At 63.0% G+C, this 13,625-nt stretch carries 13 protein-coding genes; 2 read left to right on the top strand and 11 right to left on the bottom strand.

What is annotated here, in order from left to right; all coding sequences use genetic code 11:
• Nucleotide 1: 1 nt before the first annotated feature.
• The 7 genes from D779_RS02065 to D779_RS02035 all read right to left on the bottom strand — a co-directional run bounded on the left by D779_RS02065 (nucleotide 2) and on the right by D779_RS02035 (nucleotide 6,800).
• Nucleotides 2-880, bottom strand: coding sequence for an HDOD domain-containing protein (locus tag D779_RS02065; RefSeq protein ID WP_043748675.1), 879 nt, complete (start codon nucleotides 878-880; stop codon nucleotides 2-4).
• A 37-nt stretch (nucleotides 881-917) separates the two neighbouring features.
• Entirely contained in the window at nucleotides 918-2,129 is a 1,212-nt protein-coding gene (locus D779_RS02060; RefSeq protein ID WP_043748674.1) for an HDOD domain-containing protein, read from the bottom strand.
• Between the two features lie 132 nt (nucleotides 2,130-2,261).
• Nucleotides 2,262-3,164, bottom strand: coding sequence for a hypothetical protein (locus D779_RS02055; RefSeq protein ID WP_052347701.1), 903 nt, complete (start codon nucleotides 3,162-3,164; stop codon nucleotides 2,262-2,264).
• A 135-nt stretch (nucleotides 3,165-3,299) separates the two neighbouring features.
• Nucleotides 3,300-3,581, bottom strand: a complete 282-nt coding sequence (locus D779_RS21465; RefSeq protein WP_081763284.1) for a PilZ domain-containing protein — start codon at nucleotides 3,579-3,581, stop codon at nucleotides 3,300-3,302.
• A 74-nt stretch (nucleotides 3,582-3,655) separates the two neighbouring features.
• Nucleotides 3,656-3,976 (bottom strand): hypothetical protein, encoded by a 321-nt coding sequence (locus tag D779_RS02045; RefSeq protein WP_043748669.1) that lies wholly within the window; start codon nucleotides 3,974-3,976, stop codon nucleotides 3,656-3,658.
• A gap of 114 nt (nucleotides 3,977-4,090) precedes the next feature.
• The gene (locus tag D779_RS20870) at nucleotides 4,091-4,879 is read right to left on the bottom strand and encodes a putative metalloprotease CJM1_0395 family protein (protein WP_052347699.1); all 789 of its coding nucleotides are present in this window, start codon (nucleotides 4,877-4,879) and stop codon (nucleotides 4,091-4,093) included.
• 121 nt (nucleotides 4,880-5,000) lie between these two features.
• The gene (locus D779_RS02035; RefSeq protein ID WP_043748668.1) at nucleotides 5,001-6,800 is read right to left on the bottom strand and encodes an AAA family ATPase; all 1,800 of its coding nucleotides are present in this window, start codon (nucleotides 6,798-6,800) and stop codon (nucleotides 5,001-5,003) included.
• A 177-nt stretch (nucleotides 6,801-6,977) separates the two neighbouring features.
• On the opposite strand from D779_RS02035, the gene D779_RS02030 reads away from it, so the two are divergent.
• Both D779_RS02030 and D779_RS02025 read left to right on the top strand, forming a co-directional pair.
• A complete protein-coding gene (locus D779_RS02030) occupies nucleotides 6,978-7,583 on the top strand; it encodes a YfbR-like 5'-deoxynucleotidase (RefSeq protein WP_094300750.1) in 606 nt (201 codons plus the stop codon).
• A gap of 188 nt (nucleotides 7,584-7,771) precedes the next feature.
• Nucleotides 7,772-9,388: a methyl-accepting chemotaxis protein gene (locus D779_RS02025; protein WP_043748666.1), complete on the top strand. Its 1,617-nt coding sequence runs from the start codon at nucleotides 7,772-7,774 to the stop codon at nucleotides 9,386-9,388.
• A 199-nt stretch (nucleotides 9,389-9,587) separates the two neighbouring features.
• On the opposite strand, the gene D779_RS02020 is transcribed toward D779_RS02025, so the two are convergent.
• From D779_RS02020 to D779_RS02005, 4 genes are read right to left on the bottom strand one after another with little or no spacing between them, the layout of a single operon-like run.
• Nucleotides 9,588-10,205 carry a chemotaxis protein CheD gene (locus D779_RS02020; protein ID WP_052347695.1) on the bottom strand — a complete coding sequence of 206 codons (618 nt, stop codon included), beginning with the start codon at nucleotides 10,203-10,205 and terminating at the stop codon, nucleotides 9,588-9,590.
• A 20-nt stretch (nucleotides 10,206-10,225) separates the two neighbouring features.
• On the bottom strand, nucleotides 10,226-11,095 hold the full coding sequence (locus tag D779_RS02015; protein ID WP_052347693.1) for a CheR family methyltransferase: 870 nt from the start codon (nucleotides 11,093-11,095) through the stop codon (nucleotides 10,226-10,228).
• Nucleotides 11,082-11,654: a chemotaxis protein CheW gene (locus D779_RS02010; protein WP_043748663.1), complete on the bottom strand. Its 573-nt coding sequence runs from the start codon at nucleotides 11,652-11,654 to the stop codon at nucleotides 11,082-11,084. The genes D779_RS02015 and D779_RS02010 overlap by 14 nt, the downstream gene beginning before the upstream one ends.
• 13 nt (nucleotides 11,655-11,667) lie before the next feature.
• A complete protein-coding gene (locus tag D779_RS02005) occupies nucleotides 11,668-13,623 on the bottom strand; it encodes a HAMP domain-containing methyl-accepting chemotaxis protein (RefSeq protein WP_043748660.1) in 1,956 nt (651 codons plus the stop codon).
• Nucleotides 13,624-13,625 lie beyond the last annotated feature (2 nt).

The following is a 13,625-nucleotide window of genomic DNA, read 5'->3' as shown; positions in this document are numbered from 1 at the left end:
GTCAGCCGTCGTCGGCGAGCTTGGGATTGCGCAGCGCCTCGACGGCCAGAACCTGATACTGGGCCTCGTCGATCAGCTCCAGGATGAGCCCGGGGTCGATATCCAGCGCCTTCAGCACCTCCGGCTCCGTCGGAGGAGCGTCACGCCAATCCCGCGAATCGAGCTCGGCCAGATGGGCCGCCGAGTTCGCCAGGTGCACGAAACCGACCGGAGCGCGCGAGGGCTCGGGCGCCTGCAATGGCGCATGGTGATAGCCGAGACAGGCGCAGAGTACGTCCGGAAGCCCCCATCGTTCGGCGAGCGCGGCGCCCAGTTGCGCATGATCGAAGCCCAATACGTCGCGCTCGGCGGCCTCCGGGCTCAGTGCGTCCGGATGCTCCAGACTGCTCAGAAAGGCCGAATGCGCCTCCTCGGGAGCCTGCGAGAAGAGCACGAGCTGCCCAAGGTCATGCAGGAGTCCGCCGAGAAAGACCGTCCCCATCAGATCGGGCGACTTACGCTCGGCCAGCAGGCGCGCGATGACCGCACAATAGGAGGAGTGTCGCCAGAAGACCTCCAACGGCAGGAGACTCTGCATGGGAAGACGTTCGGAGGCCTGGGTCACCGCGCCCGCGATGACCAGACGCCGCAGATGGTCGCGGCCCAGCAGCATGATGGCACGGTCGACCGAATCCACCGTCCGGGCGGGCGCGAAGGCGGGACTGTTCGCCAGACGCAGCACGATGGCGACCAAGGCCGGATCCTGCGCCAGAAGGGCCGCGATATCCGCCTGCCGGCTGTTCGGATCGTCCAGCAACCGCAGTATCTCGCCCACCACACGGGGAATGGCGAGCAGACGGCCTGTATTCCGAACGAGGCTCTCGAGGGTCAGTGATGACACGCGCGCAGACTCCCATCCACGACCAGAAGGATAAATCTCATAGGTTGAACATCGACTTCAATGATTCAAGGGTCTCTTCGCAGTCGGCCAAGGCCGCAATGGGTTCGCCCGGAGCCGGAGGCGCCAACCCCAAGGCACCGAAGGCGGGCACCTCGGCCGCATCCGGATGGGGCCTGCCCTCGCTCTGCAGCATGGCCCATTTCGCGACCAGGGCGATGCTCGCGTAATCGGGCTCGTCCGAGGCGTAGCCCCAGTTCGAGGATTCCTCCGCCACCCTCACCAGATCGTCACCCAGGCCCCAGTAGTTGATGACCAGCACGCCGGTGATGCTCGACAGCTTCTCGATCAGAGACTCGATCATCGCCGGTCTCGGGTCGTCATCGCGCATCTCGATGAACTGGATGATGGGGACCGCGCCGATTCCCGCGACCAGACCGGCCAGGAGTGCGCGCTCGCGGTGCTGGACCTTCAGCACATCGGAGATGAGATAACTATAGGCGGAACAGAGCACGCTATCGGTCCAGACCTGCTTCATGGATTCCCGGGTCACGGCGTGCTTGGCCTTGAATGCCTGACGCAGGGCCAGATTGGTGGTGAGCATGCGGGTATTGCGGTAACCCAGCCGGACGACGGCATCGCGCACCGACAGGATCTCCTTCGCCGCCCGAAACAGCGGGCTGTTGGTCGCATGCAGCAAGGCCCCGGCGATGGTACCGTCGTGCTGGATGATCTCGGTGAGTTCGTCGATACCGGACTCTGGATCCGAGGTGAGCTCCTGGATCTTGAGCGCGACCTCGGGTCGCGCCGGCAATTCGAGACGATTGGCGGTAATGAGCTGATAGAGCTCGGCCAGGAAGGCGGCCTCGGTCGGATCCAGGTCGATGTCGTCGACCTCCGTGCTCTTCGAGAGCGCCGCGTCCAGGGCTGCCACCGGAATGCGGAGCAGCTTGCAGGGGGTCTCCGTGATGACGCAATCGCTCTCCTGCCGTGCCTCGGGAAACAAGTCGATGGGGTCGCTCAGCTCCTGAAAACTCTGCAGCCGCTCGGTGACCCCGTCGTACATCCGAACCATATTGCCGTCGACCAGAAAGAGTCGATGGGCGCGGACATCCCCGGAGCGAATGCGCTTCTTGGCGCCAAGCTCACCGAGCCAGCACTGCCCAGCAAGCTCGCCGAGGATCTCCTCGGAAAGATCCTGGGTGAGCTCGATCTGAGAGAGGAGCGACAGAACACCGGATGTCTGCGGCATGAATCGATTCCTTGAAAGTCGATCTTCATCCCTAGTCTAGCAGGATCGACTTCGAAACCGGTGGAGCAAATCGCCGCCATTTCATCCGCCGACAGAGACCTGGGACCTCACCGGTCACGACATTCATCGGAATCATGCTACGCCGCTATAGCCGAGGAGCACGTCCGCCGTTTCTCCGGTCGTTCCATCGGAACGGTGGAAGCGCCCCACCTGCGCGACGCTATCGTAGAGGTTCAGCGCCTTGCGCGTATTCTGATACTCGAGATCCAGGGCCGTCACGTCCGCCTCGGCGAGCGTCTTGACGACCTGCTCACCATTTTCGTCGACCTGGGTGAGCTTCAGCTTGGAAAAAATCTCGTCCGAGGCATCGATCACGCCGTCGCCATTATCGTCGTATCGAGCCAACTCGGCGAATCCATGCGCAGCCCCGTTCTGATCGCCGAAGAGTTCGTGACCATTGTCGATACGACCATTGGCGTCGCGATCGAGCGCCAGGAACCAGCTCCCGCCTGTGGCAAAGCTCGTTTGATCCTGGGTGCCATCCCCGTCGAGATCGAATCGAATACCGGAGTCGACCCCCGTCGTCATGATGCCCTGACCCGAAAGATCCAGAACCAGGGGATCGCCTACCCGCACCCCGGGGACACCGATGCTCATATCCAGCCGAACCGATGCCCGCTGGAAGCTCTCGGTGCTGATGGACCAGCCGTTCGATCCGGCGCTGGCCGAGATCTCCAAGCGATCCACTGACGTGAATTCACGCCACCAGCTCAACCCTCCTTCCTTGATCGAAAAGGTCTCATTGGACAGATCCTGCGCCGAAGACCGCTCCACGGACAGCGTGGATCCCTGGGAGTCTTGCGGTGCGTCGACCTGATGCGAAGCATTCCCATGCCTGAACCCCTGGATTCTCTCCTCGAGCGCGAAGACCTTGCGGAGGATCTGATAATCCGGATCCTGCTCCAGGCGGGTGGCGATCGAGGCGCGAAGATCATGCTGCGTACTCGAGGCACCGCTTGAGGTCGAGGTCGACACGGGGTTCGACGATGAATGATGTCCGTCGACCAGATTCAGACTGAAAAGCGAGCTTGAAAAAACGGATGAGGAAAGGTGTGAAACGGATGAAATAGACATGATCGCACCTCGAATCGAGTCCAACCACCGGATTCATCAGACGGCCGACTCATCGATGAACTTCACTGCGACACCATCGGGCGCATGGCGCACGACGAGGGCGTCGACCAAGGGGGCCGGCTCTCCACCACCGAGCGGCCCAACGACCTTGACCTGGACGCGGCTCCCCATGGGCGGGGGATCCACGCCATCAAGTACCAGAAAGGCGCCACCATTGCTGAGATCGTCGGTACGAACGACGGTCAGCAGCTCGCCGCAACGGTGCAGCTCGACCTCGACGGCCAAGGGTAGCCTGGGATAAACACGTCGGTCCGACACGAAATCCTCCACTGTGGAAACCGGCTCGCATGTCGGTGCCTGGCCTATCACAGACGCCTCCTGGCGCATGGACATCAACCATCGAGCCGTGGATGCAAGAGATCCCGCAGGCTCCAGAAATCGGCTCCGCGCAGGAAACCTGCCTCGATCGCGCCGATCAAGGCAGAGGGACGCCCCTCCGCATCCCGCTCCCTGACCCAGCGAGAGGGCAGACAATCGATCAGATGAATGGGAGAGATCGAGCCGTCGGAAAATTGACACAGACGGACCTCTCCACTCTCCTGATGACGGAAAGCCGGCAGAAATCCAACCGACAGACTCGGGGTGAATGCGAGATTTTGGACGCTCGGAATCGATTCGGCGGGGGTTTCGGATCTGGTGGCGGCGAGCATCATGGCCTGTTCCTCATGTGGCGACATTCGAGATAACGGCCGGCATGCGGGTAACTTGAGCCATCAGGGCCGCACGCCCATCAGAGCGGCGACACCGCCGGATAATCGCGTTGCGGATCAGGCGAATTGGCTCAACCCCTCTTCCCGGGGCGGAGCGAAGAAGGCGGAAATGCGCGCCTCGAGACGCCTACGCGAGGCATCCGGAGGGTAGGATGCCTCATTGGTACCCTCGACCGAAAGGGAGCCGGAGGCATCGACGCCCACCGAGGAGCCGTCGAGGACACGGGATTGCGCATCGGACACTGCCTCCTCCGCGGCCAGTTTCTGCTCTTCCAACCGCTCCTCGCGAAGATCGCCCAACGCATCCATCTCCATGGCCCGGGCCGATGCGGCAACGCTGAAATCCTGGGCCGAGGGCTCGGCTGGAGCCAAGGCGGCCCGAATGATGGTCCGCGCCTTCTGGAGATTCGCGGCGGCATCCGACGACATGGACGTATCGATACCCACCTCGCCGCCGATCGCGTAACGCTGGCCGTCCGGACCCGTCTGATAGCTGTAGGACGCGCCCCCCGTGACATAACCACCGCCAGCGGCCATGTGCGCCTGCTCGTGGGCCCTCACCTCGGCATCGCGCGCCTTGAGAAGCTCGATCTCCTGCAGTTCTTCCTCGGTCAGATCCGGCTCCGCCCGATCCGAATCGGAACGCTCCGAACCGGCGCCTTCCGCCCCCAGCGCCTCGTCGTTCACGGCCGCATTCCCCTCGGTTTCACCGGAGGGCGAAACGGCCGTATCAGCGGCCCGATTCGATTCCGAGGACAGCGTATCCCGCCGCGCGACATCCGACACCTGGGTGTCCGGACGATAGGCGGTATGAAACGGCGCGGTGAAGGCGGAATGGATTTCCACGGCTGCTATCCTGGTGTTCCCGTCTGACAGTATAGCCGAACGCCATGATCCGATTTGGAAGTTCGTCCACGATTACAGTGGTTTGCACATCGCCGTCCCTGGCCTGCGGGTCTCGCCCCGCCTATTGCCGGGATTCGAGGACCGAGCCGATGCTGCGAATCCAAGGGCCGGTCGATCGCGCGCCTTCGGGCAGTTCCGACAGCATCTGCCTCGCGGCCGATCGGTTCGGAAAGCTGCCCACGACGGCGATGACGAAGGAGCGTGTCCGCACATAATGGGCGCCGCTCAATCGATGGCGCTCGACGAACTCTTGCGCCGTTTTCAGATCCTGCGCCGCAACCAGTTGGATCGTGAGCCGACCGGGATCCTGTCGCTGCAACCATGCCAGATCCTCGTCCACGGCTGACGAGCGAGACGCCGGCGCCGCAACCTCTTCGGACTGAACGGCGGTCTCCGCCACCCGATCCGGAGACGCCGAGTCCTCCGGGCGGTTCGCCTCCAGCCCAGCTGCCTCGGGCGCGATCTCGGCGGCGGGCGATACGCCGACGTCGGCGTCTTCCTGCACCGGCGCCCCGCCCTCTGCGACGCCCGGGCCATCGGCCCGGACCCCAGCTGTTACCGACTCGGGGGGAGAGTCGGGCATTTCGGCCGAAACGCTCTCGCTCTCCGTGGACGTCTCGGAACCCTGCAACAAGGGGGCGGCGCTCCGATTGCCAAAGAGCTGAAAGATGACCGGACCGACGATCGCCAGCAGCACGGCGGCAACGACGGTCGGGATGAACCAGCGCCGGTTCCAATAGGGCACCGGCCGGGCGGGAGAATCAGGCGTGGAAGGGGCCTGCGCCCTTGTCGATTCGGCCTCGAGACGCTTCTGGGTCAGCTCGTGATTGCGCACATGCCTCAGGACCCGTTCGAAATCGATGTTGTCCGCACGACTGTCCTCTTGGCGCAGAAAATCGGAGAGCTGCGGATCGCTCGGCTCGAATACATCCTCGTCCACGTCCGAATCCATATCCAGGATCCCTTCCGGGGGCGGCAAGGGAGATTCCGACTGGATATGGCTCATCGCCTCAGGGTTCTTGGCCCCACGGGCGGATGCGGACGCGGCGCCAGACTGTGCAACCAGCCCGCCGAGCTTGCCGACGACCGATTGCTTGCCGCCATCGGCGCTGCGACAGCGACGGGCCAGCCAGGCGTTGGCATTCCGATTGAGTGCCGCGGGGAGACCCTTGCTGTTGGTTTGCAGCACCGCGATATCGCCCGAGGAGAGGAAGGACTCGGGATCGTCGACTCCAGCCACACGCAGCCGATGACGCAGATAGGCCCCAGCCTGCTCGAGGTTGAAGGGCCGCAGATTGAGACGCACGACCTGATTCTCATCCGCCGGATCGTTCAAAGGCAGCCGCCCGCGGCTCAATGCCTGGTCGCCAACCAAGATGAGCCTCAGTCCCTGCCCCTTGGCCTCGAGGATCTCGGAACGCACCTTCAGCAGCTGACGAATGCTCTCCATCCCCAGGTGATGCGCGTCGTCGATCGCCAACACCATGGAGGTCCCCGTTCGACCCTGTTCTCGCAGCAGATCCGTCAGAGGACGGCTAGGATCATCGAGGCCGGCCGCACGCAGATGATTGCGGATAGTGAGATCGACGGCGTCGAAGGGGATCTCCGGACGCCCGCGGAAGGCGATGAGCTCGAAACGGTCGGCCAATGCGCCGAGCAGCCGCATCAGCTGTATGCTGCGCCCGGATCCGCTCGCCCCAGCCAGAATGACGACCGCGCCAGGGGCGGTCATGGCCCGGCTCGCGGTCTCGACCAGGCTTTCCAGAAGCGGATCGCTGTAAAGAAATTCCTCGCTCGGAGCCGGATCGAACGGCGGTTGACGCAGCTTGAGCCGAGCCAGGCAATCTGGATCCAGGGGCATGATTTTATTCGCGATTTATGCGTAAGGGATTCTATGTCGGCAGCATGCTACACGCCGCCCCCCAAGGGCATCAAGTCAATCGCGCCCCGGGGAAACGCCCGACATCCCTCCATCGACGAATCATTCGGAACCAAGCCACGCCCCCGAGCAAATCGAGATTATCATCGGACTGCGATCATGAATGACGTGAAACTCAACATGCAGGACATTGCGCGCGCCGGCCATGTCACGCGCTGGCATTCGGTACGCTGTGCGCGCAATCAGACGCTCGCCGAGCACCATTATCTGGTCACCATGATCACGCGCGAGCTCATGATGCGGATCCTGGGCGACGCGCTTCCTGCCGAGACGCGCCTGCTCGTACTGGAATATGCCCTGACCCACGACGCGCCCGAGTTGCTGACCGGCGATCTTCCCTCACCGCTCAAGCGCAGAATCGCCGAGATCACGGGCGCAGACGACCCGCTCAGCCGCATCGAGCGCGAGATCGCCCCGGAGATCGCCGCCCGCAAATCCGCGCTGGCGGGCTCGGCACTGGCGTTGATCGTCAAGCTCGCCGATCTGATGGACGGCTGTCTGTTCATCCACGAGGAGGGCATCGGGCGCCACGCGGCAATGGTCGCCCAGAAGTCCGAGATCGCCTTGAAACACAAGATCGAAGAGGCCCGAGCGGCCTTTCCGAACCTCGACTGGTCGCCCGTCATGGAACTCTATTCCCAGATGCGAGGAGAAAGCGGCGCCGATAATCGGTTTCTCTTTGAACGAGCGCAACCAACCGAATGATACGCTCATTTCAATCTTGGCTGACCTATGGAATAGGTCCACACTAACCTATTAGGAGCGTGTTAATCCACGAAATGCCCCGACCCCATGACTGAGACTGAAACCGCAACCGAAGACGCCCGGAACAGACGACAGAGTCGGAGACTGACCAAGCGAAGCGCGTGCGGCGAGACAATCAGAGAAAACATATGAGACGTATCAACGACCTGCCGATCTGGATGCGCTTGCTCGGTGCCATGTGGCTCATCCTGATACCCGCTTGGACCGGTCTTATCCTCTGGGCCGCCGACCAACAGCGCCAGACCGCCATCGACCAAGCCAAGGCGTTCACCAGTACACTCCACGAAATGACCCTGGCCGGGCTCACCACCATGATGATCACCGGCACCATCTCGCAGCGAGCCGCCTTCCTGGACCAGATCATCGAGCTCAGAAACGTCAAGGATCTTCGCGTGCTGCGAAGCAAGAACGTCTCCATGCAGTACGGCGAGGGCACCAACCACGAGAAGCCCCGCGACGAGATCGAGCGCCGGGTCCTGGAGACCGGAGAGACCTATCTCCGGCTCTCCGATGACGGCAGCCTCCTGCGCGCCGTGGCACCCGCCTTCGCGCGCAAGGAGTACCTCGGCAAGGACTGCACCATGTGTCATTCCATGCCCCCGCAGGATTCGGTGCTCGGGGCCGTGAGCATGGAGATCGAGCTCGACGAGGTGAACGCGGACGTGCGCATGTTCGCGATCAAGATCTTCAGCATGGCCGCACTGCTGAGTCTCCCGGTACTGATCGTGCTCTACTATTTCACGCAGCGATTCGTCACCCGTCCTCTGGACGAGATGACCCGCGGACTCGAAGGCATCGCCTCCGGCGACGGCGATCTGGCCTGCCGACTCTCGGCGAAGGGGGACGATGAAATCGGCCGCGCCTGCCGCGCCTTCAACGCCATGATGGACAACTTCCGGGATCTGATCCGGCGCATCCTCGATTCCACCCAACAGCTCGCGACCGCGGCCGACGACCTCGCGAGCATCACCGAGCGGACCAATGCGGGCGTGAGTCAGCAGCGAACGGAGGTCGACCAGCTCGCCTCGGCGATGAACGAGATGAGCGCGACCGCGCAAGAGGTCGCCAGAAGCGCCCAGCACGGCTCGGAGGCCACCCACGCGGCACAGGGTGCCGCCACGTCCGGCAAGGATGTGGTCAGCGGCACCATGAACCGTATCGACCAGCTGGCCTCGGAGGTCCAGAACGCCGCGGAGGTCATCCGCGAGCTCGGTCACGACAGCGAGGAAATCGGCAAGGTGCTCGACGTCATCAGAGGCGTCGCCGAACAGACCAACCTGCTGGCGCTGAACGCCGCCATCGAGGCGGCCCGGGCGGGCGAGGCGGGCCGTGGATTCGCGGTCGTCGCCGACGAAGTCCGCTCGCTGGCCAACCGCACCCAAATCTCGACCCAGGAGATCCAGTCGATGATCGAGCGCCTGCAGCAGGCGAGCCGACGGGCCGTCTCGGTCATGGAGGACAGCCAGCAACGCGCCGACCAAAGCCGTGCCAGCGCCATCGAAGCGGAAGGATCGCTCGACTCCATCACCCTGGCCGTCGCCACCATCAACGACGTCAACACCCAGGTCGCGAGCGCCGCCGAGGAACAAAGCGCCGTCGCCGAGGAGATGAACCGCAACGTCTCCAGCATCATGGACGCCGCGGAAGGCAACGCCCAGGCGGCTCATCAGACCACGGAGGCATCGGAGCAGCTGGCTCGTCTGGCGGCCGATCTTCAGAGTCTGGTTGGGCATTTCAAGGTGTGAGGAACCCCTATAGGGAATAGCCCGCTATCGCGTCTCAGGTTGCCGCCGCGCTCGAATAACCCCGTCGCGTCGGCGCCTGAGCAACGATATTCGGATTCCCCGACAACCCGAGCAGGAGGCCGACGCCGCCGATCACGGCCCTCGCCTCGATGACATCCCGGAGCAGAATCTTGGATCGCTCGCGCCTCGGAACCGAGCGTCAAAAGAAATCCGCAGAACCCAGTCTATCCTTGTCCTGTATGACCCGATGCAGATAGTGACGCTCCTCCACCTCGATCCTGGCCGCCTGCAGACGCGGGATTCGCCGAAGGAACACCGCGAAGTCCCCGCCATAGAAATGGATCTGGCGACCCGTCTCACCGCCCAAATCCTGAGCGACCAGGGGTATGGCGTCCTGTTCCAGGAACTGGCGAACGAAACGGGCATTCGCGCTACCGATTCCCTCGCGACCAGAATCCGGGCTCACCGACACATTCAGCACGTTGGCTCCACCGAATGCCTTGGCGCGCAGACGCTCGCGTCGGCCACCCAGGCGTAATACGCCATTGACGAGCAGTTCCATCGCCCACAGCCCATAGCGCCCCGCATCCGATTCCAGCAAAGGCTGCTCGGTCGGCCAGGAGCGCGCGGGCAAAAGAAAATGGTTCATGCCGATCACCCGCGCCTCCGGATCGAACAGACAGACCGAGACACAGGACCCGAGCAGCGTGGAGATGAGCATGGGCTCGTCCGTGACATAATGCTCGCCCGGGTGCAGAAAGCGTTTGCGCACCCGCGTCCCGCCGAGATCGCGCTTGCCCGATACCCAAGCATTCATCCTTGAAGACAGGCCCTCGCTCAAGTGGGGAGATGGCGAAAGATGGATGGCCGAACCATCCGCAATCCGCTGACCAGGCCGTGCAGCGACTCCACGTGACTGATGATGAGATGACCGCCCGGACGCAAACAGCGGACGACTCCGTCCAGGACCAGTTGCTTGGTCGGCTGATCGAAATAGATGAGCACATTGCGCAACAGCACGAGATCGAACTGCCGCTGATCACTGAATCCCTGCTTGAGATTATGCATCTCGAATTGCACCCGTTTGCTCAGCCGTGGATCGATGAGTAGATTGCCGGCCTGACTCCGAACGCCCTTGAGACAATATTTGGTCAGCCAGGCATTAGGCAAGCGCTTGGCGCGTTCGAGCGGATAGAGCCCGCGGCGCGCCTGCTCGATCATGCGTTGACTGATATCCGACCCCAGAATCTGCCAATCACCCATCCCAAGCCCCTCGGCCAGCAGCATCGCAAGGGTGTAGACCTCTTCGCCCGACGAGCAGGCGGCACTCCAGGCCCTGAACGATCGACCACGAAAGGCGGGTAGAATCTGGTCCGACAGATAGTCGAAATGGGCCGGCTCGCGATAGAAATAGGTCTCGTTGGTGGTCAGCAGATCGACCAGATGCTGCCGCTCCAGAGACTGATCGGAGGCCAAGGCGTGACTCAGATACTGCTCGAAGCTCCGCATCTTCAGCTGACGCAGCCGTTTCTGCAGACGCGCATTCACCATCTGACGCTTATGGGGAGCGAGACTGATGCCCGCTGCGTCGTAGATGAACCGGCGAAAGGCGTCGAAATCCTCGTCCGTCAGAGAAACGACCTCGGTCCCGGCATCCGAAACCGCCAGTGCCGAATGCGGTGGAACGGCAGGGTCAAGGATCGACATCCAGGCCCGACGAGGCCGCCTCCTCGCTGATTCGGCGCAGTGCGGCCAATTCCTGGATCGACAGCACGTGATCCATGCTCAGGATGATGACGAAGACATCCTCGACCCGCCCCATCGCCTCGATGAAATCGGTTCGGATCTCGGAACCGAACTCGGGCGGCGGTTTGATGTCTTCGCGCGAGATGTCCAGGATGTTCTTGACCTCATCGACCAGCATGCCGAGCACATGACCGTCTCCGGAACCGGATCGCACCTCCACCAGAACGATGCAGCTCCGCCGGGTGAGCGTCAGGACGCCGCGCCCGAGCCGCGCCCCCAGATCGACCACGGGCACCACGCTGCCACGCAGATTGATGACGCCACGAATGTATTCGGGTGTCATGGGAACGCGAGTGATCTGCGGGGTCTCGATGATCTCCTTGACCGCGGTGATCGACATCGCCAGACGCTCCTCGCCGACCGAGAAGGTCAGATACTGACAGACCTCCTCGGCGGAATCCTGACCGGCATCCGATCGCCTGTCGCCCATCCCCTTGCCGCTCAATACGAGCTCGCCCATTGTCGGCCTCCGCTCAGAAACGCTCGAAGTCTTTGTGTGCGAAATCGGCGAGATCGGCCGAGCCTTCCGGGAAGCCGTCCACCCGGCGGCTGCTCTGCGGCGAACCCTGAGGTGCGGACCGCGGGGCGGAGTGCGAACTCCCGGTTCCGGTGCGGAAGAAGGACATGGTCTCCTGCAGCTGACTCGCCTGCCCGCTCAGCTCCTCCGCGGTCGCGGCCAGTTCCTCGGACGAGGAGGCATTCTGCTGAGTCGCCTTGTCCAGCTGGGTCATGGCCTCGTTGATCTGGGCGATGCCGCTCGCCTGCTCACCCGAGGCCGCCGTGATCTCCTCCACCAGATCCGCCGTCTTGACGATGTTGGGCACCATCTGTTCGAGCAACTGTCCGGCATCCTCGGCGATGGACACGCTGCTGGTCGCCAGCCTGTTGATCTCCTGAGCGGTCACACCGCTGTTCTCGGCCAGCTTGCGCACCTCGGCGGCCACGACGGTGAACCCCTTGCCATGTTCGCCGGCGCGCGCGGCCTCGATCGCTGCGTTCAGCGCCAACAGATTCGTCTTGTAGGCGATGTCCTCGATCAGGCCGATCTTGCTCGCGATCTCCCGCATCGCCGACACCGTGCGCTGCACCGCCTCGCCGCCACGACGCGCCTCCTCGGCCGAATTCTTGGCGATCCCATTGGTGACCCTGGCGTTCTCCGTGTTCTGCTGGACCGAGGCATTCAGCTGCTCGATGCTCGCCGTAGTCTCCTGGACGCTCGCGGCCTGCTCGGTCGCGCCCTGGCTGAGCGACTGGGCCGTCGAGCTCACCTCGCTGGACGCGGACGAGAGATTGTCGGATCCGACCCGCACCTCGCCGACGATCTGACGCAGACGCTCGACCATGCCGTGCATATCCTTGTACACACCGCGCATCCCATCCTGGTCGAAATCGACGGCGAGATTCCCCCCCGCGACCAGGCGCGTGACCTCGGCGATCTCCGCCGGATCCTTACCCAATTGACCCATCACCGTCCGGATGATCCACCAGGCGATCCCCATTCCCAACAGCAATGCGAGAACGGCCAAGACCGAGATGGTCAGCACGGCGCGATCGTTGGACGCCTGAAGCCTGGGACCCAGAACCTCCTGCTCCGCCTTGTAGGAGCTCTTGACCTCGTCGATCGTTGCAGCGAATTTGGGTCCCAGCACATCGAGGGTTCCGGACGCGAGCCGGTTGCGCTCATCGGTAAGTCCGACCACCTGATCGAATGAGGTCTTGTATTCCTCCTTCAACCGCGTGGCCTCGGCCAGCCATCGACGACGCTCGGGATCCTGGAGGCTGGCGTCCAGCTCGCCCAAACGCTTATCCAGCTCGGACCATTCGAGACCGACCCGATCCAGAGCCTGTTGGGCGCTGTTGCCCATGTACTTCTGCGCGTAGATCCGTGCCAGAAGCAGGTTGCGTAGACTGCGTGCGCTGGCCAGAACGGCCTGGGTATCGCCCGACTGATTCGCCTCCTCCAGGATCCGAGTCAGGAGCTGCTCGATCTGACGCCCCAAGACGGCGAGCACCTCGGTCTCGAGCCGATCCGTTTCGCGCGTCTTGGCCACCACCGCTTCGAAGGTCTTGTCATAGGTCTCGATATTGTTCCGGGACTCGGTAAGCTTCTCCTTGCGCTCGGGATCATGGACGATCCCGGTCATCTCATCGAGTGTCGACCGGGCCGCGGCCATATAGGTCCCGTACTGCTCGATGGATTTCTCGCTGCGAGTGCGCAGGAAGCTGATGACCTGGATGCGCGCCAACAGCATGCTGGTCTGCATCTCGCCCATGCGATTGGAGCGGATCGCCTTATCCCTATAGGTTGTGAATCCCGTCGAAGCCTGATCGATGGTGAAGAACGACAGGCCTCCCACCGCGATCAAAAGGACGAGCACCGTTCCGAACCCGAGAACGAGTCTCTTGGCCATCGTCATGGAACGCAACATGT

It is taken from the genome of Imhoffiella purpurea (genome assembly GCF_000585215.1).
GTDB classification, from domain to species: domain Bacteria; phylum Pseudomonadota; class Gammaproteobacteria; order Chromatiales; family Chromatiaceae; genus Imhoffiella; species Imhoffiella purpurea.
This window is presented reverse-complemented; position numbering and strand designations above follow the sequence as displayed.